The sequence below is a fragment of the Gluconobacter roseus NBRC 3990 genome (assembly GCF_006538885.1).
GTDB lineage: Bacteria > Pseudomonadota > Alphaproteobacteria > Acetobacterales > Acetobacteraceae > Gluconobacter > Gluconobacter roseus.
On sequence record NZ_BJLY01000004.1, the window covers coordinates 332,979 to 359,727 of the forward strand.

27 protein-coding genes are annotated in these 26,749 nt (G+C 60.8%); 10 read left to right on the forward strand and 17 right to left on the reverse strand.

All coding sequences use genetic code 11. The annotated features are described in order from the left end of the window. Positions 1-45: 45 nt before the first annotated feature. From GRO01_RS11575 to GRO01_RS11585, 3 genes are all read right to left on the reverse strand, one after another. Positions 46-927: a CDP-alcohol phosphatidyltransferase family protein gene (locus tag GRO01_RS11575; RefSeq protein WP_062509515.1), complete on the reverse strand. Its 882-nt coding sequence runs from the start codon at positions 925-927 to the stop codon at positions 46-48. Positions 928-941: 14 nt separating this feature from the next. Then, positions 942-1,619, reverse strand: coding sequence for a phosphatidylserine decarboxylase (locus tag GRO01_RS11580; RefSeq protein WP_062509513.1), 678 nt, complete (start codon positions 1,617-1,619; stop codon positions 942-944). Between the two features lie 89 nt (positions 1,620-1,708). Then, positions 1,709-2,425 carry a class I SAM-dependent methyltransferase gene (locus GRO01_RS11585; RefSeq protein WP_062509511.1) on the reverse strand — a complete coding sequence of 239 codons (717 nt, stop codon included), beginning with the start codon at positions 2,423-2,425 and terminating at the stop codon, positions 1,709-1,711. A 40-nt stretch (positions 2,426-2,465) separates the two neighbouring features. Here GRO01_RS11585 and gloB point away from each other — a divergent pair, with 40 nt between their 5' ends. Beyond that, positions 2,466-3,182 (forward strand): hydroxyacylglutathione hydrolase, encoded by a 717-nt coding sequence (gene gloB / locus GRO01_RS11590; protein ID WP_062509509.1) that lies wholly within the window; start codon positions 2,466-2,468, stop codon positions 3,180-3,182. Between the two features lie 63 nt (positions 3,183-3,245). On the opposite strand, the gene GRO01_RS11595 is transcribed toward gloB, so the two are convergent. The 8 genes from GRO01_RS11595 to GRO01_RS11630 all read right to left on the reverse strand — a co-directional run bounded on the left by GRO01_RS11595 (position 3,246) and on the right by GRO01_RS11630 (position 10,394). After that, positions 3,246-3,395 carry a DUF2474 domain-containing protein gene (locus tag GRO01_RS11595; RefSeq protein ID WP_141307021.1) on the reverse strand — a complete coding sequence of 50 codons (150 nt, stop codon included), beginning with the start codon at positions 3,393-3,395 and terminating at the stop codon, positions 3,246-3,248. Between the two features lie 18 nt (positions 3,396-3,413). Further along, positions 3,414-4,439 carry a cytochrome d ubiquinol oxidase subunit II gene (cydB, locus tag GRO01_RS11600; protein WP_141307023.1) on the reverse strand — a complete coding sequence of 342 codons (1,026 nt, stop codon included), beginning with the start codon at positions 4,437-4,439 and terminating at the stop codon, positions 3,414-3,416. Positions 4,440-4,444: 5 nt separating this feature from the next. After that, the gene (locus GRO01_RS11605) at positions 4,445-5,872 is read right to left on the reverse strand and encodes a cytochrome ubiquinol oxidase subunit I (RefSeq protein ID WP_062509507.1); all 1,428 of its coding nucleotides are present in this window, start codon (positions 5,870-5,872) and stop codon (positions 4,445-4,447) included. Positions 5,873-6,091: 219 nt separating this feature from the next. After that, a complete protein-coding gene (locus GRO01_RS11610) occupies positions 6,092-7,156 on the reverse strand; it encodes a DUF2125 domain-containing protein (RefSeq protein WP_062509505.1) in 1,065 nt (354 codons plus the stop codon). A 249-nt stretch (positions 7,157-7,405) separates the two neighbouring features. Then, on the reverse strand, positions 7,406-8,155 hold the full coding sequence (locus GRO01_RS11615) for a lysophospholipid acyltransferase family protein (RefSeq protein WP_062509820.1): 750 nt from the start codon (positions 8,153-8,155) through the stop codon (positions 7,406-7,408). Positions 8,156-8,200: 45 nt separating this feature from the next. Next, positions 8,201-8,794, reverse strand: coding sequence for a YdcF family protein (locus GRO01_RS11620; protein WP_062509503.1), 594 nt, complete (start codon positions 8,792-8,794; stop codon positions 8,201-8,203). Beyond that, complete coding sequence (locus GRO01_RS11625; protein WP_062509500.1) at positions 8,791-9,696, reverse strand: cell division protein FtsX; 906 nt, start codon at positions 9,694-9,696, stop codon at positions 8,791-8,793. The genes GRO01_RS11620 and GRO01_RS11625 overlap by 4 nt, the downstream gene beginning before the upstream one ends. Further along, positions 9,693-10,394, reverse strand: coding sequence for a cell division ATP-binding protein FtsE (locus GRO01_RS11630; protein WP_062509498.1), 702 nt, complete (start codon positions 10,392-10,394; stop codon positions 9,693-9,695). The genes GRO01_RS11625 and GRO01_RS11630 overlap by 4 nt, the downstream gene beginning before the upstream one ends. A gap of 123 nt (positions 10,395-10,517) precedes the next feature. Here GRO01_RS11630 and GRO01_RS11635 point away from each other — a divergent pair, with 123 nt between their 5' ends. Beyond that, positions 10,518-11,009: a zinc-ribbon domain-containing protein gene (locus tag GRO01_RS11635; protein WP_062509497.1), complete on the forward strand. Its 492-nt coding sequence runs from the start codon at positions 10,518-10,520 to the stop codon at positions 11,007-11,009. Positions 11,010-11,021: 12 nt separating this feature from the next. On the opposite strand, the gene GRO01_RS11640 is transcribed toward GRO01_RS11635, so the two are convergent. Then, entirely contained in the window at positions 11,022-11,432 is a 411-nt protein-coding gene (locus tag GRO01_RS11640) for a hypothetical protein (RefSeq protein WP_062509495.1), read from the reverse strand. 158 nt (positions 11,433-11,590) lie between these two features. Between GRO01_RS11640 and GRO01_RS11645 the strand changes: the two genes are divergently transcribed. The 3 genes from GRO01_RS11645 to GRO01_RS11655 are packed head-to-tail and all read left to right on the forward strand — an operon-like array spanning position 11,591 to position 15,792. Further along, positions 11,591-13,369 (forward strand): ATP-binding protein, encoded by a 1,779-nt coding sequence (locus GRO01_RS11645; RefSeq protein WP_174787442.1) that lies wholly within the window; start codon positions 11,591-11,593, stop codon positions 13,367-13,369. Continuing rightward, positions 13,366-15,303, forward strand: a complete 1,938-nt coding sequence (locus tag GRO01_RS11650; protein WP_062509492.1) for an ATP-binding response regulator — start codon at positions 13,366-13,368, stop codon at positions 15,301-15,303. The genes GRO01_RS11645 and GRO01_RS11650 overlap by 4 nt, the downstream gene beginning before the upstream one ends. A 54-nt stretch (positions 15,304-15,357) precedes the next feature. After that, entirely contained in the window at positions 15,358-15,792 is a 435-nt protein-coding gene (locus tag GRO01_RS11655; protein ID WP_062509490.1) for a SufE family protein, read from the forward strand. A 49-nt stretch (positions 15,793-15,841) separates the two neighbouring features. Here GRO01_RS11655 and GRO01_RS11660 read toward each other — a convergent pair whose 3' ends face one another. The 3 genes from GRO01_RS11660 to GRO01_RS11670 all read right to left on the reverse strand — a co-directional run bounded on the left by GRO01_RS11660 (position 15,842) and on the right by GRO01_RS11670 (position 19,452). After that, positions 15,842-16,123, reverse strand: a complete 282-nt coding sequence (locus tag GRO01_RS11660) for a hypothetical protein (protein ID WP_062509489.1) — start codon at positions 16,121-16,123, stop codon at positions 15,842-15,844. A gap of 114 nt (positions 16,124-16,237) precedes the next feature. Then, a complete protein-coding gene (locus GRO01_RS11665) occupies positions 16,238-16,891 on the reverse strand; it encodes an energy transducer TonB (RefSeq protein ID WP_141307025.1) in 654 nt (217 codons plus the stop codon). Positions 16,892-17,025: 134 nt separating this feature from the next. Continuing rightward, positions 17,026-19,452: a glucose/quinate/shikimate family membrane-bound PQQ-dependent dehydrogenase gene (locus GRO01_RS11670; protein ID WP_062509486.1), complete on the reverse strand. Its 2,427-nt coding sequence runs from the start codon at positions 19,450-19,452 to the stop codon at positions 17,026-17,028. 308 nt (positions 19,453-19,760) lie between these two features. Between GRO01_RS11670 and rpmI the strand changes: the two genes are divergently transcribed. From rpmI to lpxB, 5 genes are all read left to right on the forward strand, one after another. Further along, positions 19,761-19,964, forward strand: a complete 204-nt coding sequence (gene rpmI, locus GRO01_RS11675) for a 50S ribosomal protein L35 (RefSeq protein ID WP_062509484.1) — start codon at positions 19,761-19,763, stop codon at positions 19,962-19,964. Between the two features lie 13 nt (positions 19,965-19,977). Beyond that, positions 19,978-20,334, forward strand: a complete 357-nt coding sequence (rplT, locus tag GRO01_RS11680; RefSeq protein WP_011251849.1) for a 50S ribosomal protein L20 — start codon at positions 19,978-19,980, stop codon at positions 20,332-20,334. A gap of 97 nt (positions 20,335-20,431) precedes the next feature. After that, positions 20,432-21,502, forward strand: coding sequence for a phenylalanine--tRNA ligase subunit alpha (pheS, locus tag GRO01_RS11685; protein WP_062509816.1), 1,071 nt, complete (start codon positions 20,432-20,434; stop codon positions 21,500-21,502). A gap of 1 nt (position 21,503) precedes the next feature. Further along, on the forward strand, positions 21,504-23,972 hold the full coding sequence (gene pheT / locus GRO01_RS11690) for a phenylalanine--tRNA ligase subunit beta (protein ID WP_062509482.1): 2,469 nt from the start codon (positions 21,504-21,506) through the stop codon (positions 23,970-23,972). Then, positions 23,969-25,216, forward strand: coding sequence for a lipid-A-disaccharide synthase (gene lpxB / locus GRO01_RS11695; RefSeq protein ID WP_062509481.1), 1,248 nt, complete (start codon positions 23,969-23,971; stop codon positions 25,214-25,216). Before pheT ends, lpxB begins: the two co-directional genes overlap by 4 nt. Before the next feature lie 4 nt (positions 25,217-25,220). On the opposite strand, the gene trpS is transcribed toward lpxB, so the two are convergent. Together trpS and GRO01_RS11705 are read right to left on the reverse strand one after the other, a co-directional pair. After that, positions 25,221-26,210: a tryptophan--tRNA ligase gene (gene trpS, locus GRO01_RS11700; protein ID WP_062509479.1), complete on the reverse strand. Its 990-nt coding sequence runs from the start codon at positions 26,208-26,210 to the stop codon at positions 25,221-25,223. 49 nt (positions 26,211-26,259) lie between these two features. After that, positions 26,260-26,745 carry a c-type cytochrome gene (locus GRO01_RS11705; protein WP_062509478.1) on the reverse strand — a complete coding sequence of 162 codons (486 nt, stop codon included), beginning with the start codon at positions 26,743-26,745 and terminating at the stop codon, positions 26,260-26,262. Positions 26,746-26,749: the final 4 nt, after the last annotated feature.

Below are 26,749 nucleotides of genomic sequence, written 5' to 3' on the forward strand. Positions count from 1 at the left end.
GCCGCCCGATCATCCGGGCGGCCTTTTTTGTTGGCTTGTTTTCGTTCAGGCGGGCTCTTCTTCCACCGTTTCCGACATCTCCTCCGCCGCCTGTTTCAGGCGGTGATAGGAGCGGCGGGAGAAGGGCAGGATTGCGATATAGAGCAGTCCCGCACCGGCCAGAGCGCCCCAGGGGTCGGCGACCAGAAGCGCTGCATAAAGGCCGGTTCCGAGCATCAGGGGCAGCACGTAGCGCGCCGGGACCTTGAAGTTTTTGAAGGACCAGACGGGCAGGGTCGAGACCAGCAGCAGGCCTGTGACAATCAGGCAGACGGCCGAGACAAGCGGCAGTCGGGCAAAGGTGGCCAGACCTTCGGCATGCAGGCGGTCGGCTTCGAGGCCGAGGAAGACCGGGAACAGCACCAGTCCGGCACCGGCAGGGGCCGGGACGCCCGTGAAGAAACTGTAGGAGTATTCCGGCTTGTCTTCGTCATCAAGGCTCGCATTGAAGCGCGCGAGACGCAGCGCCATGCAGACCGTGAACAGGATGCAGGGGACGAAGGCATAGCGCCCGGCATGTTCGAGCGACCACATGAGCAGCACGAAGGACGGTGCCACGCCGAAGCACACGAAGTCCGACAGGCTGTCGAACTCGGCGCCGAAGCGTGTGGCGCCCTTGAGCAGGCGCGCGATGCGCCCGTCCAGACCGTCGATGCAGGCGGCGATCAGCAGGGCCACGGCTGCGGGTTCGAACTGGTGTTCGAGCGCAAAACGCATGCCGCTGAGCCCGGCGCAGAGGCCGAGCATCGTCATGATGTTGGGGATGAGGCGGTTGAACGACGGCCCCCGCACGCGGGTGCGGGGATTGCGCCCCATGCGTCGGAGCCTGCGGCGGATGCGGCGTTTTCTGGCGGGGCGGCTGGGTTCAACCGTCGGAGGCAGGGTCATGAACGGCGTCTGGCTCAGAGCTTCGCCAGGACAGTTTCGCCACCAACCATGGTCTGTCCTTCCACAACCAGGGGTTCGACACCGGGCGGCAGGTAGACGTCGGTGCGGGAGCCGAAGCGGATCAGGCCGAAGCGCTCGCCGGCTTCCACGCGGTCGCCTTCTTCGACGAAGCACAGAATGCGGCGGGCGATCAGCCCGGCGATCTGGACAACACCGATATTGCGACCGTCCGGCAGCGTCAGGCGCAGTTCGTTGCGCTCGTTGTGTTCGGACGCCTTGTCGAGGCTGGCATTGAGGAACTTGCCGGCGTGATAGGCGATCTTCGTCACTTCACCAGCCGCGGGCATGCGGTTGATGTGGACGTTCAGCACGGAGAGGAACGTCGAGACGCGCCAGACCGGGGTGTGGCCCATTTCCAGAGCGGCGGGCGGGGTGACGAGCGCGACGGAGGTCACGCGGCCATCGGCGGAGGCCAGCACCAGATCGGCGCGCGGCGGCGGGACGCGCTTGGGGTCGCGGAAGAAGTAGAGGCAGAACGCCGTAAAGGCGATGCCGGCATTGCCCAGCAGGCGCGTGGGACGCCAGGGCGTGGCCCGTCCGAGCAGGCCTACGAGCGAACCCGCGAGGAGGAAGGGAGTCGCGGCACGGTGCGGCGGCGACAGGACAAGCTTGAAGGACTGGATCAGCGACATGGAACGCACTCTTACGGCACACGACGGGAGGGTCAAGAATTCGCCACAAAGAAGGCGTTTTTCGGGCAGGTTTTCCGCCTGAGCCTGTTTCAGGCGGGTTCGGCAACCTGTCGGGGGAGCGGAACGCGCAGTTTTTCGTCGATCAGCGGGGTTCCGGCATAGACGTTCTTGCGGGCCGTGACGATGTGCACACCGGCGCAGGGAAGCCGTGCGCCCCGGCCGATCCGTTCCATCAGGCGCCCGTGGGTGGCGGACAGGGCGGCGGGAGGCGCCATCAAGGCGCCGGAATGGTGTTCGATCCGGAAAAGGGTCTGGTCGAGTAGGCGGGTCAACTGGCCGCTGCTGTAGGGAATGCCATGGCCGAATGGTGTGGCGTCGGTATGGGCCCAATAGCCCGAGCGGTTGGGGACCACCAGCGTCAGGACGCCATCATCGGTGAGTGTGCGCCAGATGGCCCGCAGGAAATCCGGAGCAAAGCGGGTAAATTCGAGCCCGTGGATCACGAGAACACCATCCATCGACAGGTCATCGAAGGGCAGACGGCCGCTGTCGACGATGCAGTCTCTTCGGGAAGGGCGGATGATTTTTTGCGTCTGTGGGTGGAGGAGGCGTGCGGACACCGCGCAGTCGGCACTGTCTGGAAGATAGGGTGCTGTGTAGCCTATCCCGAGAATGCGCCGGCCCCGCATGGGGGGCATGAGACTTTGCAGGCGGTCATTGAGGAGCAGGGCCGTGCGCTGACCCTGCCGACTTTCATAGAAAGTGGTGGCATCATCGGAACGGGTGCGGGCCAGAGACGTCAGCATGCAGTTACCTAATCAGCAAGACAGTCCAAGGGGAACAGTCATGCCACTCGATATCAAGCCGATTCCGGTTCTCTCCGACAATTATGCTTGGCTGCTGACCGCGACCGAGGGGCCGCGCGCCATTGTGGACCCCGGCGAGGCGGGGCCGATCATGGACGAGATCGGAGAGGGGCGGCTGGATATGATCCTGCTGACCCATCACCATGCCGATCATACGGGCGGGACGGATGCGCTGCGGGAGCGTTATGGCGCGAAAGTCTATGGGCCGCGCCAAAACAGGGAGTGGCTGCCCCGGCTGGATCATGACGTCGAGGACGGAGAGAGCTTCCCGCTGGGGAACACGCAGATCCGCGTTCTCTCAACGCCCGGTCATGCGGTCGGTCATGTATCATATGTCGTGCCTGATGTGCCGGCGCTGTTCTGTGGCGATGTACTGTTCAGTCTGGGATGCGGGCGTCTGCTGGAAGGGACGGCGCAGGAACTGTTCGACAGTCTGCACCGCTATGACAGTCTGCCGGACCGGACGCTTGTGTGCGCGGGGCATGAATATACCCGTTCCAATCTGGCTTTCGCGCTGCATGTTGATCCCGATAATGAGGCGTTGAAGGCGCGTGCCGGGGAAATCGAGCGTCTGCTGGAAGCCGGGCGGCCGACGCTGCCGGTAACATTGGGGATGGAGCGGAAGACCAATCCTTTCCTGCGGGCGCCGGATGTTGCGACCTTTGCGCGGCTGCGCAAGGAAAAGGACAGTTTCTGAGGATACGAAAAAAGCCCCGCTCGAAAGAGACGGGGCTTTTTTCTGTGAAGTATCGTCAGATTGTTACCAGCCGAAGATGACCTTCTTGAGCAGTTCGGCGCCGAGACCGACGACGACAACGCCGCCAGCCCAGATTGCCACGAACCAGCCCACACGTTTCATCCAGTTCAGGAACCCCGTCTTCTGATCGGGCTGTCCGTATTCGATGCGCATGGGCCGGGTTCCCTGTTCTTAGTGATAGTGGTGCCCAGCGGACATTTTTCCGCGGAACACGTAGTACGAGTAGGCCGTGTAGGAGAGGATCAGCGGCAGCAGGAACATCGTACCGACCAGCAGAAAGGTCTGGCTCTCCGGCGGAGAGGAAGCCTGCCAGATGGTGATGGTCGGCGGCACGATATACGGCCACACATTAATGCCTAGACCGCTGAAGCACAGGAAAAACAGGCCCAGCGTTGCAACGAAGGGCAGCAGATGCGAGCGCGGGTTGCGCAATCCCATGAACAGGACGCCCGCCAGCACGACGACGGCAACCGGAACCGGAGCGACCAGTGCGAGCTGCGGCATGGCGAGCCAGTGCTGCATGTAGGTGGTGTGCAGCATCGGGGTCCAGGCGGAGACCAGTGCGATGGTGATCAGCATCAGCGCACCGAGACCGAAGGAGACCCTGCGCATCGTGTCATGTAGTTCACCCTCACAGCGCCATAGCAGCCAGGTTGCGCCGAGAAGCGCATAGCCGATGACCACGGCGAGGCCGCAGAACAGCGAGAACGGAGAGAACCAGTCGAAGCTGGAGCCGATGAAAACGTTGTTCTCGACCTTGATGCCCTGAACGAGCGTTCCGAGAATGACACCCTGCATGAAGGCCGCAATGATGGAGCCGCCACAGAATGCCCAGTCCCAGAAGAACTGGCTCATCGGGGATTCGGCTTTGAAGCGGAACTCGAAAGACACGCCGCGCAGGATCAGGGCCAGCAGCATGAACAGCACCGGCAGGTAGAGTGCCGGGAGGATCGTGCCGTAGGCAACGAGGAAGACGCCATAGAGTGCGGCGCCGCCGAAGATCATCCAGGTCTCGTTGCCGTCCCAGACGGGAGCAACGGTGTTGACCATGAGGTTACGGTGATCGTGGTCCTTTTCCTTGAGGAAAAGGACGCCGATCCCGAGGTCGAAACCATCAAGGCAGATATAGAGGAAGATGGCTGTTGCTGCGAGCAGCGCCCAGACCACGGGAAGCCAGAAGCCGGCTGTTTCTGTCATGGTTCTTACTCCGCCATGCCAGCGTCAGGCTGGGGCTGATGGGAGACCTGTGTTGTTCCAGCAGCGCGCTGGGGCTGATCTTCGGCCGGACCGTGCTGATCGGGGTGCGGTTCTTCGGCAAAAGTCCGCAGCAGGATGGTGATGCCGCCAGCGAACACAATGAAGTAGACGACCACGAAGGCAACCATCGACGTTGCGATGTTCGGCAGAGCAATCGGGGAGACGCTCTCGGAGGTCCGCAGCAGGCCATAGACGGTGAAGGGCTGACGGCCGACTTCAGTCGTGATCCAGCCACACAGCAGCGCCAGGAAGCCTGCAGGCGACATGAACAGTGCCACGCGGTGCAGAAGCGGCGTGTCGTACAGCTTGCCCTTCCAGCGCAGGTAGAGCGACCACAGGCCGACCAGCACCATCAGCATGCCAAGTGCGATCATGATGCGGAAAGAGAAGAACAGCAGTGGCGAGTAGGGACGGTCTTCCTTCGGGTAATCCTTCAGGCCCGGCACCTTGCCATTCAGGCTGTGCGTCAGGATCAGCGAACCCATGTAAGGGATGGCGATCTTGAAATGCGTTGTCTCGTTCTTCATGTCGGGGATACCGAACAGAAGCTCGGGCGCGCGGCTTTCGGACTCCCAGTCACCTTCAAGGGCTGCGATCTTGGCCGGCTGGTATTCCAGCGTGTTCAGGCCCTGCGTATCACCGGCCAGAACCTGGATCGGAGCCACGATGGCGGCCATCCACATGGCCATTGAGAACATCAGACGCACTTGTTCGGACGCCTGACGGCCTTCGCGACGGGCCTTGAGAAGATGCCAGCCCGCTACGCCAGCCACGATGAATGCCACGCAAAGGAAAGCTGCGAGGCCCATATGGACGAGACGGTACGGGAAGGAAGGATTGAAGACGATCTGCCACCAGTCGGCAGGCAGGAAACGGCCAGTTGCCTCGTCGATGCGATAGCCGCGCGGTGTCTGCATCCATGAGTTGGAGGACAGGATCCAGCTCATGGAGATCAGGGTGCCGATCGAGACCATGCAGGTGGCCGCGAAGTGGAGACCTTTGCCGACGCGGTTGAGGCCGAACATCATGACGCCGAGGAAGCCGGCTTCGAGGAAGAAGGCCGTCATGACCTCGTAGGCGAGCATCGGACCAAGGATCGGGCCGGCTTTCTGGGAGAATGCCGACCAGTTGGTCCCGAATTCGTAGGACATGACGAGGCCGGAGACCACGCCCATGCCGAAGACGACGGAGAAAACTTTCAACCAGTATTTGAAGAGGTCGAGATAGGCGCTGCGGCCTGTCTTGAGCCAGAGCCCTTCGAGAACGGCGAGATAGGCCGCCAGACCGATCGAAAATGCCGGGAACACGATGTGGAACCCGACGGTAAACGCGAACTGAAATCGCGCCAGGAATAGAGCCGACAAGCCAAACATGTCGATTGCCTTCTGGGTAGATGGCGAGACAAAGGAACCGTCAGGAGGAATGTCGGACCCCCGGGGGACCTCCGCACGCACAACAGGATAACGAAGTTGTGGTTACTTCGTGTGTTGCCGTCTTTTGAACCTTTTCAACGCCTTTAGCCAGAAAAAGTTTGATAACTTGGCCATGATTTTGACAAAAATCAATGCGCCCGCACCGGTTTTTTCAACGGTTCAGGGAACTTTCGACTCGCTGTTGAGAAGTGTCGAAAAGGCCTGTGCATCCGGGGTCATCCGGCCATTGATGACTGGAACGGACAGAGAGAGTGGTCGTTCCCTGAGACCCGGTGTGACAGACATTTTTTTCAGCAGTGTCTGCAGGGCGGTTTGAAGGTCTGGGGAGAGATGCGACTCTATCTGCGGCTGATCAAGCAGACGGACAGTGAGGTCGTGCCATCCGGTAAGGGTAAGGGTGAGCGCTCCGTTGGCATCGGGCAGATCCAGTGCGCCGGACAGTCCGATACGATCGCCCGGTGCAGAAGAAGTCGGAGACGCGGATGCTTCCTGCAGGAGGAGGCGACCATAGGATGCGGGGTCGAGAAGCGAGCGAGTTTTGGGCGTGTTGGAAGCTGTCAGGGCGATGGCAAGACGGACGTTCCTGAGATCGGTCGAAAGACCATAAGGCAGGGGAAAGCCGATTACGCCTTTGGTCTGTGCGCTGAGGCCAAGCCGGGTTGCGCCACTGAGAGCCTTGGGAAAGCGGATGAGTCGTCCTGAAAGAGCGTTGAGGGAGATGTGTTTCTCGGGCCAGAGACCGGAGAGTGTCAGGTCTAACTTTGGGGCTGAAAAAAACAGGTTGTCCGGATTTTTGGCGCGGATCTGAAAAGCAGGCGCAAGAGCAGTCAGAACATTGCCGTTTTGTACAAGGCGCGCTGCCTGATGCCCTGACATCGAGATCGTAACGCCCTGGCGCAGCAGGGTTGCCCAGCTTCCACCGAGACGGATGTGCTCTCCAGCCCACCCTGCATCATAAGGGGCCTCTGAAGACGCCGGATGTGTCGCGTTCAGCCGATCCAGTTCAACCCAGGCACCCAGAGGCCATCCGCCTTTGCATAATGGAGTCGTTTCAACGGTCCAGCCGTTTTTGCGTGCATTGGTCAGCGCAGTGTTTGCAGTGGCTTCCAGCCTGTGGGTCGTGCGATGCCAGAAAACTGTATCCAGAGCGGCTGATATTGCGAGGAACGCAATCAATACCAGAACCACTCTGTTGTAACGGACAGTAAAGAATGGACGAACCATTGGGTATGTCTTTTCCGGCGGGGTTCCGGGATTGGTCAAGTGGGGCCTGTTTTATCCCCAGCCATTCAAAGCGTTTCTGGAAAGTGGGAAAACGCTCACGGACGCGTGATTGCGCATGAAATCTTTATGAGAGTGGAACTGCCAGATCCGCAGAAAACCAGGGGCTGTGGCAATTCTGTCAATGTGCGGGAGTCGGGCTTACATTGGTGATGGGAGAGCATTGAAAGATTTCAGTTTTTTGCAGACCCATCATGCGTTTTTCAGGTCCACAGAGTTATCCACAGGATCGCGGGGCAGGACATGGGTTGTGCACAGTTCGTCCCATGCGCTTTCCAGTGCCTGCGTGAAGGCCTTGCGCTCCTGCTGTGGTGCAAGAGGTTGGCCGATGACGACATGCAGGACGCCCGGGTTTTTGATCCATGGATTGCGGTCCCAGAACAGTCCTGAATCAGTCGCGACGGGTACAACAGGAACGTCTGCCTGCCGTGCCAGGGCGATGATGCCCGGCTGGATCGGATGGCGCTCTCCGGGGAGGGTGCGCGTGCCCTCGGGGAAAATGATGATCTGGCGATTGGCAGCGTGAGCCGCCTTGGACGCCTGCATCATGTCGCGAAGGGCTTTTGAACCGGCTTTGCGGTCGACAGCGATCATGCCGGTCAGGAGCAGCATCGGGCCTACGACGGGGATGCGGGTCAGTTCGGATTTGATGATGTAATCGGGCCGGTCAACGAGGTTCATCCAGATGAAGCCATCGAAGAAAGACTGGTGCTGCGAGGCAATCAGCAGCGGACCGGAAGGCAAGTTTTCCTGCCCCGTGATCTCGATGCGGACCGAGCAGATCCGGGTGAAACCGGCCAGGACGGCCCGCGCCCAGAGTTTTGCATAGGACAGCGCCAGATCCTGCCGTTTCATCAGGCGGATCGGGATGGTCCCGAGGCCCATGAACAGAGTGATCCAGAACAGATAGAGATTGAACAGGACGCCGCGCAGAATGCTCATCATGACCGTCTGCACACCAGAAAAGCGGATTGGACACAAGGATTTTCAGGCACCATCCAGTCCCTCGCGCCCATCAGGAAGGCCGGTGAGGGCTCCGATTTGCGCACCGAGAAGCTTGTTATATTCACGGAACATCAGAAACAGGGTTCGTCGGGACATGGGCCCCTGAAGAGCAAGGGGGACAACCGGGTAGGCCACGAGATCCAGATCGGGGGCCATCCGGTGAATTTCGAGCATGGCGCGGCGAATATGGTAACCGGCCGTGACGATGAGGAGCCGTCGGAGGTGGTTGCCGTGGGCCCATTGCGCGGTTTCGTGGGCATTGCCGATCGTACTGGTGGCGCGGCGGCCGAGTGTGATCCGGTTTGCCAGCGGTGAGGACAGGGGTTCCTGCTGAAGATGCAGGATATGCTGGAGCGTGACGTGAGGGCCGACTCCCGAAATCAGGAGAAGGTGTCCATAACCGCCCCTAAGAAGCGAGATGGCTGTGTCAACGCGCTGCTCGCCTCCCGTCAGCGCGACGATGCCATCGCACATGGAAGCGGTTACGGACGTCTTGCCGGCATCCTGAATAAACCAGCCGAATCCCGCCAGCCAGAGGCCTCCCAGCGCCAGACATGCCGAGAGCAGGCGTTTCATGGCAGACGCCGGAGCCAGACGAGAACAACGGTCTGTGCAGTCATCCAGCCCAGACAAGCGGCAATCAGGGGTAAGGCTCCGAGCTCTTCAAGTAGCATGCGCGGCAGGACGTGCAGGGTTGCCCACCAGCTTGCGAACATGTCCGTCCATGTGTTCGTCGGAAGGGGCGGCGTAGCTTCATGCGAGAAAGGTGCCAGTTTCCGGGCCAGCATGGTGATGACCGGGCTGAGGAACAGCAGGCCCGTGAGACCTCCGGCGAGGCTCAGGAGTGCTGCGCGTCCTGCGATCCTGCTGGAGATCGTCAGATCGCCTGCGCCAAGAAAATGGACGATCTCGACGGCCTTGCGCTGGGCCATAACAGAACGCCGTACGGTCATGCCGACCGACAGGACTGCGATGGCTGCAATGAGGCTCACGGCCAGCCAGGCGCAGGCGACCAGACTGCTTCCCAGGCCGTTCAGGCGTTCACCCCAGCGGCGATCCTCTTCCACAACGGCTTCAGGAAGGGCTTCGTGAACGACGGCGCCGAGATCGGGTGTTCCTGTATGCGCGACGATCAGGACGACGGGCAGGGAAAGGCCCGGCAGGTGTCCGCTGCTGGAAACCTGACCCAGCCATGGCGCCAGAAGGGTCTGGACCTGCTGCGGGGAGAGTTCCCGGACGTTAGTGACCTCCGCTGTCCTGTGCAGGGTCTGGACCAGGGTGTGGGTGCGGTCTTCGAGTTGAGGTGTATCGGATGGGATCTCGATCGTGGTGGCGTTACGGGCAGCGCTCGACCAGCCTTCGGCAAGAGTTTGCACTCCCGTCAGTCCGGCGAGGGAGAGGCCAGCGAGCAGGGTCATCAGGGCCACAAGAAGGGGTAGGCTGCCGGAGCGCAGGCCGGGTGAGACAGGCGCGCTCACAGGGTTCCGCTCCTGTGGAGTGCGGGCTCGTCCTGCGGGGCTGGATCTGCGAGCGAACCGTCGCGAAGGTCAATGGATTTGGCCGGAGCTTCACGCACCAGAGCTTCGTTATGCGTGGCGACGATGACGGTTGTTCCCATGTCCACCAGTTCCTGAAACGTGCTCAGGAGGCGGCGGGCCTGTGCGTCTTCCAGGGCGTTAGTAGGTTCATCGGCGAGGAGCAGTTCCGGTCGGCCGATCAGGGCGCGGGCGATGGCGGCGCGCTGCTGCTCGCCACCGGACAGGGTGCCGGGCCGCTTGTCCGCGAGATGTACGACATCCAGCCATTCCAGCACGGCGAAGGCCTCTCGCCGTGTGTCGCGTTCGGAGGCGCCGCGCAGTCTCAGCGGAAGGGCCACATTGTCGAACACCGTCCATTCCCCGATCAGGCGATAATCCTGGGGTACAAACCCGATGCGTCGGCGCAGATTGCGCAGGGTGGATCGGCTGGCCTGACTGACGGAAACGCCGAGCAGGTCCATCTGACCTGCGGAGGGTCGTGTTTCGAGCGTCAGGAGACGAAGGAGACTCGATTTGCCGGCGCCCGATGGGCCGAGCAGCCAGCGGAACTCGCCCTTTGGTACGGTGAGCGTCAGATTCCGCAGAACGGGCTGTCCTACGCCGGGAGGCATCATCGAGACATTCAGAAGGCGGATCATAGCGCTTTCATTGAAAATACAGGCAATCTATTAACCATTTAATAACGATCTTTTCGTCATAACACAGAGGCACAAAGATCAGGCTATGCCGGATCGAAGCCGGCTGTCGAAGGGATTGATTGAATGCGCGTTGAATGCCCTCACTGTCATGCAGTCTTTGAGGTTCCGGAGGCACTGGCAAAGGGGGTCAAGCGGCTGCGCTGCGCCAACTGTGGAGACAGCTGGGATATCGCATCGCCGGCTGTCGCAGCTGAAGCGGCACCGGATGCCGGGGCGGCGGAACCTGCCATCTTCGAGGTTCCGGAAGAACCAGAAGCTCAGGCTCCTGCCGTGGCCGAAGCGCCGGTGTCCAGAAACGAGACGCAGGGGCCGGCGATCGGGAGCATGGCCAGCCGGAACAGTGCCCGTCGTTCTGCCGTGCTTCACTCGCGGTCTGCCGGCGATATCCGGACACGCACGGATAATGCCGGACCGTCGATGATCGGTTCCACGGGCGCCTGGATTGCAGCCTGGGGCGCCAGTCTTGTTGTGGCGGGATCGGGTGTTGCCGCGCTGTGGTACTGCAAGGGCGCAGGTATTTTCGGTTTTCTGCCCGGGGCCGGCCATCTTTCCTGACCCCGGCGCCGCTTACATGTTGCGGGCGGCGAGTGCCGAGACCGTGGCGCCAATGGCGGCGATGGCCATGAGCAGGATGCCGTCGAAAATGAGGGAACCTGGCGTGATCAGGTGACTGCCGATCTGCAGATGGTTCGGAAGCGTTCCGGCGACATGGTTCATGATGTCGCGGGCCTGGGGATCTGCGCTGGCCGCGCTTGTCGTAATGGCGTTGACGATATGCGGAAGGATGTACCAGCCAAGCCCCAGAATGAGCAGCAGGGGCGCCATGAGTTCCGCAACCTGCTGGGCCAGATAGAACGCGAAATAGCAGACGGACCACACGCCCATCCGGATCATGGATGAGGTTGTCACTGACGAATCACTTCGGCTTCTGCTGCCGAGCAGGCGGTCCGTGATATGGGGTGGGGGCTGCATGTCCATAGATATGGCTTCCAGTGGTCCGGCAACGGGAGTTAGTCTTCGCCCCTGAAATCGGACGAATGGTTTACTTCGGACTAGCTGCAAGAGAACGCCAATGCAAACTTTCCCGTGCTGTCATGCCTTTTCCTGAGTTCGAGATGCCTCCGGTGACGCCGAACATGCCTCGCGTCGTTCTGGTCGAGCCTGACTGTGATCATGCCCGCAAGATTGCCCGCGTTCTGGTCAAGGAAGGTTTTGCTCTGACCTGTGCCAGGAGCGGCGAAGAGGGGCTTGGTACGATCGAGGAGACCATGCCGGATCTGGTGGTTGCCTGTACCGAGCTGCCGGGCATGAGCGGAGGCCAGCTGGCGAGGCGCCTGCGTCTGGATGCGCTGACCCGCAATATCCCGATCCTAATGCTGACCGAGGATGCCTCGCCGGGCGTGGAGCGCGAGGGACTGGAGAGTGGCGCGGACGCCTATATCTCCAAATCGGCGCATCCGGATCTAATGGTTCTGCGGATGCGCGCTCTTCTGCGCGAAGGGCCGGAACTTCTGCAGGTTGACGAGGCATCGCGGTTGCGGCGGTCGCGGATCGTCATCGTCAATTCTCCACGGGAGGATGAGGACGAGGAAGATGTTGTCGAAGATGTGCCCGAGACCACGCTGGGCGAGTTGCTCTGGCGTGACGGGCATACTGTGACGTCTATCGAGCGGTCCGATGATCTGATCGAGGGCGGATGGCTGCGGGGGGCGGATAGTCCGGACTGTCTGGTGCTTGAACTGGGCAGCGGAGAGGAGGATTTGAAGTTCTGCCGTCTTCTGGATGCGCGTCGGCAGGCGGTGCTGGAAGCGGGTGGGATTCCGTTCCGGACGCTGGGCATCGTGGAGGCGTCGCGTTTTCGGCGGCAGTCTTCCGGTGAGTTCTTTGAGGCCGGGATTGATGATCTTGTGCCCAGCGATATTGCGCTTGAGGCTTTGGCCATGCGGATCCGCACGCTGGCGCAGCGCAGGATGGCGCAGGACGAGTTCCGTCAGCAGGAAATCGAGCGTCAGCAGAATGCCCTGACGCTGGAGGCTGCGCGTGCCAAGGCGGAAATGGCCGAAGCGCTGGCGCAGGCCAACATGGAACTGGCGCGAACGAACGAGCAGCTTCTTCAGGCCCAGTCCAAACTCGTGCAGACGGCGAAAATGGCGTCTCTGGGTGAACTGGTGGCGGGGATCGCGCATGAGATCAACAATCCGCTCGCCTTCACGATCGCTCATGCCGACACTGTGACGCGGACGCTCAAGCGGTTGCAGGGCGTCAATGCCTCTGACGAAGCGATGGCCCTGACGAAGAAAGGCATGTCCCGGCTGGAATCCATGAAGCTGGGATTGCAGCGCATCCAGAATCTGGTGCTGAGCCTGCGGAGATTTTCGCGTCTGGATGAAAGTTCGTTTCAGAAAGTCGATGTTCCGGCCGCTCTGGACACGGCACTTGCCCTTCTGGCTCACAAGCTGGGGCCGGGGATCGTGGTGGAGAAGGATCTTCAGGCGCCGGCTGAACTGGTCTGTCAGCCGGCATTTCTCAATCAGGTTGTCATGAACATCATCTCCAATGCGGCCGATGCGCTGGCGGACATGTCTGCGGATGGGGACGTGGTGCGGGGTCGGATTGTCATTGCATCGCGTCTTGAAAACGGACGTTATGAAATGAGCATCAGTGATGACGGGCCTGGCCTGCCGCATGAGCTTCGGACGCGGATTTTCGATCCGTTTTTCACGACGAAGCCTGTAGGAACCGGGACGGGTCTGGGTCTGGCCATTGCCTATAGCGTCATGGAGGCGCATGACGGTGCGATTGAGGTAACGGACGCCAATCTGCCGGGCGGGCATGGCATCGGAGCGTGTTTCCGGTTGAGTCTTCCCGTTCGCATGACCGAGGAGGGGCCGGTGGCGACTGGTCGCGCAGCATGACTTTCTGGAGCGCCAAAGGGCCGACACGGCCTTTGATCCTGCTTGTTGATGATGAGGAAGAAATCCTCGTTGCCCTGACGGATCTGCTGGAAGACCAGTATGAAATCCTGTCCACAACGGACCCGCTGCAGGCGCTGGAGCTGTTGCGTGAGCACCGAGACGTTGCGACCATCATTTCCGATCAGCGGATGCCGGGGCTGACCGGCGATCAACTGCTCATGCAGGCCCGGGCGTTTTCGGATGCCCGCAGTATTCTTCTGACGGGATATGCCGATCTGGAAGCCGTTGTGTCGGCCCTGAACCAGGGGCAGGTGCAGGCTTATGTGCATAAACCCTGGGATTCAGATGCACTGCGTTCTCTGGTTGGCGAAGTCACACAGCATTGTCTGGCGCAGCGGGCCCTGCGAACGGAACAGGCGCTTCTGCGTGGACTGATGGAAGCTTTGCCGATCGGGCTTGTTTTTTCGGACAGGGATGGCCGCTGCATTCGCAGCAATGTACGGGATGAAGCCGAAAGTGGAGCTGAAATCGAACAGGCTCATTTCTCGGAAACGCTGTGGCCCGAGATCACGGCCATGCGTGAAGACGTTCGTAGATCGGGGCAGGAAGAGCGTCTGGTCGGGGAAGTCCTGACCGAGGGAGATGGCAAGACATCCACGCGCTGGCATGAGCTGACACGGTTGGCGCTGGCCTGGCCGGAAGGGGCGTCTCCTGCGGATGCCTGGCAGGTCAGCATGGACCGGGACGTGACCTCGCGCGTCGTAATGGAGTCACGGCTTCGGCAGGCTGAGAAGCTCCAGTCGCTGGGAACGCTTGCGGGAGGGATTGCGCATGATTTCAACAATCTTCTTGCGGCGATTTCGGGGTCTCTCGAACTGTTGGAAGATATTGCCGATCTGGATGAGGCTTCGATGGCGCTGCTTCGTAATGCTGCGGACTCTGCACAGCGTGGGGCAGTACTGACGCGGAGGTTGCTGCAGTTTGGGCGTCCACGCGAAGCCCGTCTTTCGGCGGTGTCTCTGGAGCAGCTTCTGCCAGGTCTGGCGGATCTGCTGCGCCAGAGCCTCAAGAAGCGTGGTGTTCCGACGTCCTCGGCACCCTGTGCGCTGTGTATCGAGGAGTTTCCGCTGGATCTGCCGCCGGTCTGGTCAGATGCGGATCAATTGGAAATGGCGCTTCTGAATCTCTGTGTGAATGCGCGGGATGCGATGGCAGACGGTGGGACCGTGCGGATCAGCGTACGTGTTATCGAGCAGAAGCGGACCGATCTGCCGGCTGAGTGCTGTCCGGATCAAGCGGTGGCGCTTGAGGTCATCGATGAAGGTGCGGGCATGCCGCCGGAGGTTGCGGCGAGGATCTTTGACCCATTCTTTACGACCAAGGATGTCGGGCGCGGGACCGGGCTGGGTCTGTCGAGCGTTTATGGGTTTCTGAGCCGGAGTTATGGCGAGATCATTGTCGATAGTGTGGTGGGTGAAGGGACACGCATGACACTGGTGTTGCCGGTCGCGCGTGTCTCGCAGGAGCGGGTAGCGCTTCCTGAAGGCAGCACGGACGAAATCGGTCGGCCCCTGAAGGTTCTGGTGCTGGACGATGAGGCGCCGGTCCGGATGGTTACCGCAGGTTTCCTGTCTCAGGACGGACACGAGGTAACCGCTGTTGCATCGCTGGGCGATGCTCTGAAGCAGGTTGATCCAGCAGCGCCGTTCGAACTGGCGATTATTGACATGCGGATGCCCGATCATGACGGTCTGGCCTGTGCGCGAGCCTTGCTGGACGTTCTTCCCGACCTGAAGGTGTTGTTTATCAGCGGTCATACGGATGATATGCCGGTTCCGGAAAACGGGCTGCTTTTGCCGAAGCCTTTTACGCAGGACAGTCTGCGGAAGGCAGTTGCTGAGACCATGCAGTCTGTGAGCCCTGACGCTTCATAGCCGGCTTGTTCAGGACTGTATGACGGCATCAAGACTGAATGGAGATTGAGACGCGTGAGTGATGTCTATCTTGTGCCCCAGGAGGACACGGCTGCTGCTGCCATCGAGGAGATCGAGGCGGAGCTGGGTCTGTTTGATGACTGGATGGAGCGGTATCAGTATATCATCGAGATGGGGCGCAAGCTGCCGCCCTTCCCGGAAGAGTGGCAGGACGATGCCCACCGGGTTCCGGGCTGTCAGAGCCAGGTCTGGCTGGAAGCTGTTGAACGGGACGGGAAGCTGTTTTTTGCCGGTGCGTCCGATGCCGCGATCGTTCAGGGGCTCGTTGCACTTCTGCTGAGGGTTTATTCCGGCCGTCCGAAATCGGAGATCTTGGCGACAAGCCCGGTATTTCTGCACGATATGGGTCTGGTCAAGGCGCTGTCGACGAACCGGGGCAACGGGGTCGAGGCTATGGCGCAGGCTATTCAGAAGCGCGCATCCCGCTAGGTATGAAAAACCCCCGCTGGTCTGAACCGGCAGGGGTTTTTGCAAGAGCTTACTGCGGGTGATTTTCCGATGCGGACGGAATCTTGCCGCCGGTCATGCTGTATGGCGGTGCTGCTGACGGGGCAGGGCCATTTGCAGGCGGAGTTCCGCTTACAGGCGGAGGGCATTTGACGAACTTGCCCTGTCTATCACGGCAGGGTTTCGGCTTCTGCGGTGCTTCGCATTTGACGAACTTGCCCTTGTCGTCACGACAGGGAGGCTTGGCATGGGCCATCTGGGCGCCGAGCGCCAGAACGGCGAGAGCGGCGACGGAAAGTCGGCGGAAGGACATGGGCTTTGGTCTCCAGAGCAGAGCCAGGCCATGAGGCAGGAGCCCATGTCCTGGCGTTCCGAGAAGAATGCAATACGTTTCGAGCGTGGCGCAAGTTGCCTTGATTTCCGCTGATTAGCGGAAACCCTTCTGATCCACCGGGTGCGATGCATCCCAGTTGATATTGCCCCGATACTGGGCTGGAACGGGCTGCCCATTCTTGAGGGCAGGGTAGTAACGTGCGAGGCCGAAATAGGCGAGTGAGGCACGCTGCAGGATGGCAGGGCCGTCGCTGACGGTGCAGTCATGGGCTGCGCCGATCTGATCGATCTGGCAGATGACGGTGATACGCCCTCCAATTCCGGCGGCATCAGCAGCCTCGGGATAATGAGGCTGCGCCGAGTGGGTCTTGTCGAGCAGCGGTGTTGTCAGGTCGGGAGAAGCACGAAAGCTATAGGTCTTTTCCCATGTGCTCTGGACTGGCGTGCCGCCTTCATAGGCAGGCAGGAAATTTGACGTATAGGCCAGATTTTCGGCCGCGAGAGCAAAATCCGGTTCCGAGGCCGTGGCCTGACATTCGGTTGGAAATCCGGCGGGGCTGATGGTGCAGCGGATGTGGGCTGTTCCATCCTTATGCTGCTCGAGTTCGGCAGGCGGGTAAATGAGCTGTCCGTGATGATGAGGATCCAGCATGGCACCGAGAGGTCGGTCCTCGGCCTGTAAGGTCGTCGTACCGCTGGCCAGCAGCATGACTATGACAGGAGCGGGACGGATGACGGACAGCCTCATGATATGTCTCTCATCTGGAAATGCTTCTGTTACCTTATGTAACGATCTGCGCCTTTGCCAGTCTGTCGAAACGAAAAAAGGGGAAGTGCCCGAAAGCACTTCCCCTTTTTCATGACCTCAACGGTCCTGTCAGATCATTTCTGATCGGGCAGGGCGTAGGCGATGATGTCGTCGCCCATGCGGGTCGGGAACGAGTTGTGTCCGCCTGCATAGGTCACGATGTACTGCTTGCCGTTGATGGCATAGGTGATAGGCGTTGCCTGCGCACCAGCCGGCAGACGGTCCTGCCACAGCACCTTGCCCGTCGTCAGGTTGTACGCGCGGATGTAGTAATCCATGGACGCCGTCAGGAAACCGAGGTTGCCGGCCGTGGAGAGCGGGCCACCGAGGCTCGGGACACCGATCTTGATCGGCGGCAGCGGGATTGGCAGCGAGCTGCCATACATCGAGTCACGCAGGGTGCCGTTGCGGTGCTGCCAGACGACCTTGTTAGTCTTCAGGTCAATACCGGCGACATAGCCCCAGGGCGGCGTACGGCAGGGCATCTTGATGCCGAACGGTAGCAGCACCGGATCCAGGAACGGATGCAGGTTAACGGCATACGGGATGCCATAGTTGTGCTGCAGGCCGGTTTCGCCACCTGTGCCCTTAGCGTCCTTCTCAGGCCAGAGCGGATTGCCCGGTCCACGGGGAACAAGCTGGGAGACGAACGGCAGGGAGATCGGGTTGGCGAAAGCCACCTGACGCTGCGGATCGACGGCCAGACCACCCCATTCGAACATTCCCAGATCGCCCGGGAAGATGAGCGAGCCCTTGAGCGATGGCGGCGTGAAGGGGCCTTCGTAGCGCAGGGTGTGGAAATAGATGCTGCAGAACATCTGGTCGAAGATCGTGCCGCCCCAGATATCTGAGTCGTTCAGCGGGTTCTTCGGACGCAGGGTCAGCTGCGACATCGGCTGGGTCGGATTGGTGTGATCGCCCGGAGCAGCGCCTTGGGGAACCGGGGTTTCCGGAGCCGGGACGATTTCCTTGCCGGTGCGACGGTCGAGGACGAAGATGTCGCCGGTCTTGGTCGGAGCGTAGATGGCCGGAACAAGCGTGCCGTCCTTCTGCGTTACGTCCACGAGGCTCGGCTGGGACGGAACGTCCATGTCCCACAGATCGTGATGAACGGTCTGGTAGAACCAGGCAAGCTTGCCCGTATCGGCGTTCAGCGCGACGATACCCGGAGCGAAACGCTCGGAATCCTTCGTGCGGTCACCGCCCCACTGGTCGGGAGTACCCACGCCCATCGGGATGTACACGAGGTTCAGATTCTTGTCGTAGGACGACACGATCCAGGAGTTCGGGGAGTTCGGGTGGAAGACGGGGTGGCTTTCATCCGGAAGCTGGTTCGGATCCGGGTTGGACGCATCGAATACCCAGACGCGCTTGCCGGTGTAGACGTCGAATGCCTGCGTGGCGCCCGAAGCCTGCTTGACCGAACCGTTATCAGTGACGGCGCTGTTGGCGATGATCAGCTTGTCCGTGATGACCGGCGGGGACGTCGGCTCGTACTGGCCGGGCGTCGTGTAAGGCTGGTTCGGGACGCGCAGATCGATCTCGCCATTATTGCCGAAGCCTGAGCAGGTCTTGCCTGTGGCAGCATCGACTTCAACCAGACGGCCATCGTTGACCGGCAGGATGATGCGCTTGGCGCAGTCCGTCGGAGCGGGATTGCCATCGGAATCCGTGGCATTGGCCGGCGTTTCGTGGAAGCTGACGCCACGGCAGGTCAGATGCTGGAAGCCCGGATTGATCTGAAGCTTGGGATCGTAGGTCCACTTGATGTTGCCGGTGGCACCATCAACCGCAAACAGCTTCTGGTGCAGTGAGCACATGTAAAGCGTGTTGTTGAACTCGATCGGGGTCGCTTCGTTCGTCGCTTCACCCGGGTCGTTGGAGTTCATCATATCCTTGGTATGGATATGCCAAGCGACCTTGAGGTTGCTGACGTTGGACGCGTTGATCTGGTTCAGCGGTGACCAGCGGTCACCAGCCTGCGTACGACCATAAGCGTGCCACTCGCTGGCCGGGACGTTGTCCGGATCGGCGGGGGAGGCGTTTGCGATCTGCGTCGGCAGTTCGCCGCTGATGTCATGCGGATCGGTGAAGAGGCTGGCAAACAGGGCCAGAACTGCAACGCCAACGGCGCCGGCGAGCGGCAGAACGGTCGTCCGCGTGCCGCCGATCTGGCGGGAGACGAACGGCAGCAGCAGCCAGATGCCGAGGATGATGACGATGTCCGAGCGCGGGATCAGGGCCCAGATGTCGAGACCGACAACCGTGAGTTCCCAGATAACCGTTGCGAACACGACGACTGCGAACAGGTAGAGAGCAGCCGGATTGCGCCGGAATGAGAGGAAAGCCGTGGCAAGGAGCGCCAGGCCAAGGAGGACATAGTAGAGAGGGCCGCCGATGGCAGCGACCCATGCGCCGCCAACGGTAAGGATCGCGCCGCAAAGCGCGAATACCGCGGCCGTAATCAGGGCCCAGAGCCCTGGCCGGGATGTTGTGCTCATGTTGTTCCTGGATCTGTTGTTCTGATGAAGCACGGTGACTTCGGGAGAAAGCACATGGAAGGACGACAAGGGTCAAGATGTCAGAAGGTTCATATTGCTCACGTCACTGTGAGTTCTCTCACGTCCTCGGGACTTGAGGAAAGGAAGCACTTATGATTGAGCGTTCAAGAAAATAATGCGCTTGCAGAGCACTTTGCCTTGAGATAAGGACACCGCTCCGCGCACGCGTCCGGGCCACAAGTGGCATGCCCGGCCGTGCAGAGTCCCGCTGCATGCAGGACCAATCGTTTACGGCGAGGGAGACCGAAATGCCCAAGATGAAGACCAAGTCGTCGGTCAAGAAGCGGTTCAAGATCACCGCGACCGGCAAAGTGATGTGCGGCCCGGGCAACAAGCGCCATGGCCTTATCAACCGTCCGCAGAAGATGAAGCGCACCAACCGTGGTCCCCAGACCATGACGGACATGGATGCGAAGACAGTCAAGCAGTGGGCGCCCTACGGGCTTTCGTAAGGAGATAAGGTAAATGGCACGTGTCAAGCGGGGCGTAACGTCGCACGCCCGTCACAAGAAGGTTCTCGAGCTCGCCAAGGGCTATCGCGGCCGTTCATCCACGAACTACCGCATTGCTCTGGAGCGCGTCGAGAAGGCGCTGCGTTATGCGTATCGTGACCGTCGCAACAAGAAGCGTGATTTCCGCGCCCTGTGGATCCAGCGTATCAACGCTGCCGTCCGCGAGCATGGTCTGACGTACAGCCGCTTCATCAATGGTCTGGACAAGGCTGGCATCGAGATCGACCGTAAGGTCCTCGCCGCCATCGCTTTTGACGATAGCGCCGCTTTCGGTGAAATCGTGAAGAAGGCCCAGGCCGCTCTCGGCTGAGCTTTTCCGGCTTGATCCCTTTGGGGGTCTGGTGACTGGCGGGCCGTCCTGTTATCAGGACGGCCCGTTTTGTTTTGTGCTGCAGGGGATGGGCGGTATGGCTGACGATCTCGATACACTCAGGAATGACACGCTGGCTGCGCTGGCCGGAGCGCAGGACCGCGCGCAGTGGGATGCGATCCGCGTCGGAACGCTGGGCAAGTCCGGTGCGCTGACCGGGCTGCTCAAACAGCTGGGCAAGCTGGAGCCGCAGGAGCGCAAGGAGCGTGGTCAGGCGCTGAACCGTCTGCGCGACGAGCTGACGGCTGCTGTCGAGGCGCGTGGCCGCGATATCGAGGAAGAGGCGCTTCAGGCCCGTCTGCGCTCCGAGCGTGTGGACGTGACGATGCCGGCGCCTGCGATCGTCACGGGCACCATCCATCCCATCAGCCGCACTATTGAGGAAATGACGGCCATTTTTGGCGCGATGGGTTTTTCCGTTGCCGAAGGGCCGGATATCGAAAGCCAGTGGCACAATTTCTCGGCGCTCAACACGCCGGATCATCACCCTGCGCGCACCGAGCATGATACGTTCTATCTGCCGCCGAAGGCCGAGGGTGGAGAGCCGCGGGTTCTGCGCACACAGACCTCTGGCGTGCAGATCCGCACGATGCTTGGCGAAAAGCCGCCGATCCGGATCATTGCACCCGGCCGCACCTATCGCGCCGATCATGACGCCACCCATTCGCCGATGTTCCATCAGTGCGAAGGTCTTGTGGTCGATCGCAACATCACGCTCGGCCACCTCAAGGGCTGTCTGATCGAGTTCCTGCGCGTCTATTTCGACAAGCCGAACCTGCCTGTGCGGTTCCGGGCGTCTTACTTCCCGTTCACCGAGCCTTCCATGGAAGTTGATATCGGCTGGTCGAAGGCGACCGGTGAAATCGGTGGCGGGTCCGACTGGCTGGAAGTTCTGGGATCAGGGATGATCCATCCGCGGGTTCTGGCGAATTGCGGGCTTGATCCGTCCGAATGGCAGGGCTTTGCGTTCGGGATGGGAATCGAGCGTCTGGCGATGCTGAAGAATGGCATCCCCGATCTGCGGTCTTTCTACGAAAGCGATCTGCGCTGGCTGCGTCATTACGGATTTTCGGCATTCTCGCCTGCCACGCTGACGGAGGGCGTGTGACATGAAGTTCTCTCTTTCCTGGCTGCGCGAACATCTTGATTTTACGGCTTCTGTTGAAGAGATCTGTGCCCGGCTGAATGTCATCGGGCTTGAGGTCGAGAGCGTTGAGAACCCTGCTGACCGTCTGGTGGGCTTCCGGACCGCCAAGATCGTCGAAGCGCATCGCCATCCGGATGCGGACCGGCTTCAGGTCTGTCGGGTTGCTGCTGGCGGCGGTTTTGAGGATGTGCAGGTCGTCTGCGGTGCGCCGAATGCTCGGGCCGGTCTGCATGTGATCTTTGCGGCTCCGGGGACTTATATTCCTGGCCTCGACATCACCATCAAGAAGGGCAAGATCCGGGGGCAGGAGAGCGGCGGCATGCTGTGCTCCCTGCGTGAGCTAGGGCTTGGCGAGGAAAGCAATGGCATTGCCGAGCTTTCCGAAACGGCGCCGATCGGAGAGTCCTATGCCGTTTATGCCGAGCTGGATGATCCTGTCATTGAGATCGCGATTACGCCCAACCGTGGCGATGCTTTGAGCATCCGTGGTATTGCGCGGGATCTGGCCGCGGCTGGTATTGGCCGACTGAAGCCCTGGCTGACAGAAGCGGTGGAGGGAGATTTCCCGTCTGCGCTGACGTGGAAGACCGAGCATCCGGCCTGTCCGTATATTGTCGGGCGTGTCATCCGGGGTGTGAAGAACGGGCCGAGCCCGGACTGGCTGCAGCGCCGTCTGGAATCAGTCGGGGTCAAGCCGATCTCGGCACTCGTTGATGTGACGAACTACCTCACATACGATCTTGGCCGTCCGCTGCATGTCTTTGATGTTGCAAAACTTAAAGGCGATACGCTGACGGTGACGCATGCGGCCCGCGAGACCTTCACAGGTCTTGATGGCCGGGAATATGTGCTCGGCACCGAGGACATGGTCATCGTTGATGAGGCTGGTGTGCAGTCGCTTGCCGGTCTGATTGGTGGTGAGCACAGCGGCGTTGACGAGAACACGACTGATGTTTTCGTGGAATCTGCGCTGTTCGATCCTGTGCGGATTGCGCTGACAGGGCGTCGTCTGGCTATCCATACCGATGCACGGCAGCGTTTTGAGCGTGGGATCGACCCGGCGCAGGTACTCAACGGACTTGAAGCCGCGACGACCATGATCCGGGACCTGTGTGGCGGTGAGGTGAGCGAGATCACCGAAGCCGGTGCCCTGCCGGACTGGAAGCGGACGGCGACGCTGCGTTTCGAGCGCCTCAAGACGCTCGGTGGCGTGGATATTGCGGCTGACGATGCCGTGCGCTCGCTGGAGCATCTTGGCTTCGAAGTGACGGAGCGCTCAGACGAGGCGGCAACGTTCCTTGTGCCGTCCTGGCGGAATGACGTTGCCTCCGGTCAGGTTCTGGCGCAGGCGCCGACACTGGATGAAGATGTGGCGGTCAAGGCTGCAAATCGTGTTCAGGCGATGGAAGCAGAGTGCGATCTGCTTGAGGAAGTGCTGCGGCTTTACGGGCTGGACAATGTTCCGGCAGTGGCACTGCCGCAGGTGACGGTTGTGCCGGCTCCGGCCGTTACGCCCCTGCAGGCTCGTGCGGCTCTGCTGCGTCGTGTCTGTGCGGCACGCGGGCTGACGGAGACGGTCGGGTTCTCGTTCGTGGCGCAGGATGATGCCGCACTGTTCGGGGATGTGCCGGAAACGCAGCATCTGCTGAATCCGATTGCTACCGATCTGGATCAGCTGCGTCCGACGCCGCTGATCAATCTGGCGCGGGCTCTTTCTCGTAATCTGGCCCGTGGTTTGGGTCTGTCTGGCGAAGGTGCGCTGTTCGAGGTCGGACCGAGCTTCGATGCGACTGGGCAGCATCTGCGTCTAGCGGGTTTGCGGGCTGGCCTGACGGCACGTGAGCCGGGTGTGGCAGCGCATGAAGCAACGCTTTGGGAGGCAAAAGCCGACCTGACGGCGGCTCTTGTTTCGCTGGGCGTGCCGGAAGCGGCGCTGTCGGTCACGGCTGATGCACCGGGGTTCTATCATCCGGGTCGGTCAGGTCAGGTGCGGCAGGGGCCGAAGATGGTCCTGGGGACGTTCGGTGAACTGCACCCGCGTGTTACGCGGGCGCTGGGGCTGAGCGGGACCGTGGTGGCCTTCGAGGTCTATCTGGATCAGGTGCCGCAGCCGAAAGCGAAGCGTAAATCCGCACCCGTCCTGTCGCCGTTGCAGCCCGTTCGCCGGGACTTTGCTTTCGTGGCGGGTCCGGATGTGGAAATCCAGGCGGTTCTGAAAGCTGTTCGGATGGCGGATCGCAATCTGGTGCAGGAAGTGCGTCTGTTTGACGTGTTCGAGGGTGGCAGTCTGCCGGAGGGGCATCGTTCGCTCGGTGTGGAAGTGGTCTTGCAGCCACAGACCGAGAGTCTTACGGATACGCAGCTTGAAGCGGTTTCCAAATCAGTGGAAGCTGCGGTTCTCAAGGCAACAGGGGCTGTGCTGCGTCGATGAACTCTCTTCCAGAATCCGGATCTGACGGACAGTCTTCAGGGGATCCTTCCCAAAAGACCACGCCCATGCCCCGTTACGGGCGGGTGATCTGGATTCTGGCGGGTGAGGCCAGTGGGGACGTGATTGGTGCGCGTCTCATGCAGGCGCTCCATGCGCAGGACCCGTCACTGGTTTTTGCCGGCGTCGGGGGCGGGCGCATGGAAGCGCTCGGGCTGCACAGTCTGTTCCCCATGAGCGATCTGGCCGTCATGGGGCTGGTCGAGGTCGTGCCCCGTCTGCGGCAGCTGTCGCAGCGTCTGCTCGAAGCCGTGCAGGATATCGAGCTGCGCAAGCCCGATCTGGTCGTGACGATCGACAGTCCGGGCTTCGCTCTGCGGCTGTTGCAGAAAATCGAGCGCTCCGGGATCAAGCGCGTTCATTACGTTGCACCGCAGGTCTGGGCTTGGCGGGAAAAGCGGGTCAAGGAGTTTCCGGGGCTCTGGGACCGGCTTCTGTGTCTGCTGCCGTTCGAGCCGGAATGGTTTGCGCAGCGCGGGCTGGAAGGACGCTTTGTCGGTCATCCCGTCCTTCAGTCAGGTGTCCGGAATGGAGACGGGCAGCGGTTCCGGCTGCGGCATAATATTCCGGCCCATGCGCCGGTTGTGATCCTTATGCCGGGAAGCCGGCGTTCGGAAGCGCCCCGACTTCTGCCTGTGTTCCGCAAGATGTTGGATATCCTGCGTGTGCAGTATCCGGATATCTGCCCGGTTATTCCGGTCGCACCCGTCATTGCGCCAACTATCCGTCAGCTGATCCGCAAATGGCCGATCCAGCCGCATATTGTCACCGATATTCACGACAAGCATGATGCGTTTGCAGCCGCCCAGTGCGCGCTGACGAAATCAGGGACGTCCACGCTGGAACTGGCAATGGGCAATGTGCCGATGGCGGTGACGTATCGCGTCAATCCGGTGACGGCGACGATTGCGCGGCGTCTGATCAAGGTGCCGCATGTCGCGATGGTCAATCTGCTGGCAGGGCGGGAGGTGGTGCCTGAACTGCTTCAGGAAAACTGCACGCCGAAGAAGCTGGCCGAGACGGTTTCGAAGCTGCTGAGCGATCCGCAGATGGTGGAAAAGCAGCGTATGGCGTTTGCCGACGTGCTCGACATGCTCTCGCCGCCTGTGGGAACGCCTGCGGATGCGGCGGCGGCCGAGATCATGGACCTTCTGAACGAACCGGTGTCCCGGTCGTCCAGAAGCTGAAATTTTAGCGCAGGAAGCCGACCAGGCGTTCGGCTTCCTGAACGATCGGTTCAGAAATGCTGTTGGCACGTTCCGCACCTGCGCGCAGGACGGACAGAAGATGCGCTTCGTCCTGTAACAGGCGCTGTGTTTCGCTGGCAACCGGGGCCAGACGCTCGACCAAAAGATCCGCAAGAGCGTTTTTGAACGGGCCAAAGCCCTGACCGCTGAAGCGGCTGAGAACGGCGGCGGGCGTTTCATCTGACATCGCCGCATAGATGGAAACAAGGTTGCGGGCCTCAGGGCGGTCGATCAGGCCATCCATCTCGCCGGGAAGCGGTTCGGAGTCGGTTTTGGCGCGGCGGATCTTCAGGGCGATGTCGTCAGCCGTGTCGGTCAGGACGATGCGGCTCTGTTCTGACGGATCGGACTTGGACATCTTCTTGCTGCCGTCGCGCAGGCTCATGACGCGGGCTGCAGCGGGCGGAATAAATGCCTCGACCTGTGGGAAGAACTCCACGCCCATGTCGTGATTGAATTTCTGGGCGATGTCGTTGGTGAGCTCGATGTGCTGACGCTGGTCTTCGCCCACGGGCACGCGGGTAGCATGAAAGGCCAGAATGTCGGCGGCCATCAGGTTCGGATAAACATACAGACCAGCCGAATGGTTTTCACGGTTCTTGCCAGCCTTGTCCTTGAACTGGGTCATGCGGTTCAGCCAGCCGAGGCGGGAGACGCAGTTGAAGATCCAGCCGAGGCGGGCATGGGCACTGACGGCGGACTGGTTGTACAGGCGCGTGGGCTCGATTCCTGCTGCGAGGAGGCATGCTGCCGAGCCGAGCGTCTGCTCACGCAGGGTTTGCGGATCCCACGGCATGGTAATGGAATGCAGGTCCACCAGACAAAAGACGCAGTCATGATCTGCCTGCAGCGTGACCCAGTTGCGGATTGCTCCGAGATAGTTGCCCAGATGGGGAATGCCGGTTGGCTGAATGCCGGAAAATACGCGCTGCATGAATTCAGTCTTCAGTTTCTGAAAAAATCAGGGAAAGGGATGATGCATTTCATCGAACGGGTGTCTGCAGGTCCAGCTTCTGGCGTTCCTGCAGAACCTCGGATGCCGACATCGGATGCGTGCGGGCGGCGGCAATGTCCGCAGCAGTGAAGGTTGGAGCACTGCCAGACATTTCCTGACTCGCGACGAAGGTCAGGATACGGGCGATTTCGTCGTCTGGCAGGCGCTGGAAAGACGGCATGGCACCGTTGTAATGGCCGCCGCCTGCCGTGATGGAGCCATCCAGTCCGTAAAGCAGGACATCGACGAGATAGTGATGACCGGCAGGAGTTTGGGCAATCGGGCCGACGCGTCCGAAAATGGGGGCGATTTCAGAGACCTGACCGTGGCCGCCGTGGTGGCAGATACTGCACTCATTGGAGTATTCGCGCGGAGCCTGAACACGATTTTCCCAGGCATGGCCGATCACGAAGACTATCACCATGGAAATGGCGAGAAACAGGGGAAGCCGGACAGCGGGGTCAATTCTGATCACACTG

Excerpts from the sequence above, each read along its gene's own strand:
- GRO01_RS11575 (WP_062509515.1), bottom strand. The coding sequence starts at position 927 with ATGACCCTGCCTCCGACGGTTGAACCCAGCCGCCCCGCCAGAAAACGC.
- GRO01_RS11580 (WP_062509513.1), bottom strand. The coding sequence starts at position 1,619 with ATGTCGCTGATCCAGTCCTTCAAGCTTGTCCTGTCGCCGCCGCACCGT.
- GRO01_RS11585 (WP_062509511.1), bottom strand. The coding sequence starts at position 2,425 with ATGCTGACGTCTCTGGCCCGCACCCGTTCCGATGATGCCACCACTTTC.
- gloB (WP_062509509.1), top strand. The coding sequence starts at position 2,466 with ATGCCACTCGATATCAAGCCGATTCCGGTTCTCTCCGACAATTATGCT.
- GRO01_RS11595 (WP_141307021.1), bottom strand. The coding sequence starts at position 3,395 with ATGCGCATCGAATACGGACAGCCCGATCAGAAGACGGGGTTCCTGAAC.
- cydB (WP_141307023.1), bottom strand. The coding sequence starts at position 4,439 with ATGACAGAAACAGCCGGCTTCTGGCTTCCCGTGGTCTGGGCGCTGCTC.
- GRO01_RS11605 (WP_062509507.1), bottom strand. The coding sequence starts at position 5,872 with ATGTTTGGCTTGTCGGCTCTATTCCTGGCGCGATTTCAGTTCGCGTTT.
- GRO01_RS11610 (WP_062509505.1), bottom strand. The coding sequence starts at position 7,156 with ATGGTTCGTCCATTCTTTACTGTCCGTTACAACAGAGTGGTTCTGGTA.
- GRO01_RS11615 (WP_062509820.1), bottom strand. The coding sequence starts at position 8,155 with ATGAGCATTCTGCGCGGCGTCCTGTTCAATCTCTATCTGTTCTGGATC.
- GRO01_RS11620 (WP_062509503.1), bottom strand. The coding sequence starts at position 8,794 with ATGAAACGCCTGCTCTCGGCATGTCTGGCGCTGGGAGGCCTCTGGCTG.
- GRO01_RS11630 (WP_062509498.1), bottom strand. The coding sequence starts at position 10,394 with ATGATCCGCCTTCTGAATGTCTCGATGATGCCTCCCGGCGTAGGACAG.
- GRO01_RS11635 (WP_062509497.1), top strand. The coding sequence starts at position 10,518 with ATGCGCGTTGAATGCCCTCACTGTCATGCAGTCTTTGAGGTTCCGGAG.
- GRO01_RS11640 (WP_062509495.1), bottom strand. The coding sequence starts at position 11,432 with ATGGACATGCAGCCCCCACCCCATATCACGGACCGCCTGCTCGGCAGC.
- GRO01_RS11645 (WP_174787442.1), top strand. The coding sequence starts at position 11,591 with ATGCCTCGCGTCGTTCTGGTCGAGCCTGACTGTGATCATGCCCGCAAG.
- GRO01_RS11650 (WP_062509492.1), top strand. The coding sequence starts at position 13,366 with ATGACTTTCTGGAGCGCCAAAGGGCCGACACGGCCTTTGATCCTGCTT.
- GRO01_RS11660 (WP_062509489.1), bottom strand. The coding sequence starts at position 16,123 with ATGTCCTTCCGCCGACTTTCCGTCGCCGCTCTCGCCGTTCTGGCGCTC.
- GRO01_RS11665 (WP_141307025.1), bottom strand. The coding sequence starts at position 16,891 with ATGAGGCTGTCCGTCATCCGTCCCGCTCCTGTCATAGTCATGCTGCTG.
- GRO01_RS11670 (WP_062509486.1), bottom strand. The coding sequence starts at position 19,452 with ATGAGCACAACATCCCGGCCAGGGCTCTGGGCCCTGATTACGGCCGCG.
- rpmI (WP_062509484.1), top strand. The coding sequence starts at position 19,761 with ATGCCCAAGATGAAGACCAAGTCGTCGGTCAAGAAGCGGTTCAAGATC.
- rplT (WP_011251849.1), top strand. The coding sequence starts at position 19,978 with ATGGCACGTGTCAAGCGGGGCGTAACGTCGCACGCCCGTCACAAGAAG.
- pheS (WP_062509816.1), top strand. The coding sequence starts at position 20,432 with ATGGCTGACGATCTCGATACACTCAGGAATGACACGCTGGCTGCGCTG.
- pheT (WP_062509482.1), top strand. The coding sequence starts at position 21,504 with ATGAAGTTCTCTCTTTCCTGGCTGCGCGAACATCTTGATTTTACGGCT.
- lpxB (WP_062509481.1), top strand. The coding sequence starts at position 23,969 with ATGAACTCTCTTCCAGAATCCGGATCTGACGGACAGTCTTCAGGGGAT.
- trpS (WP_062509479.1), bottom strand. The coding sequence starts at position 26,210 with ATGCAGCGCGTATTTTCCGGCATTCAGCCAACCGGCATTCCCCATCTG.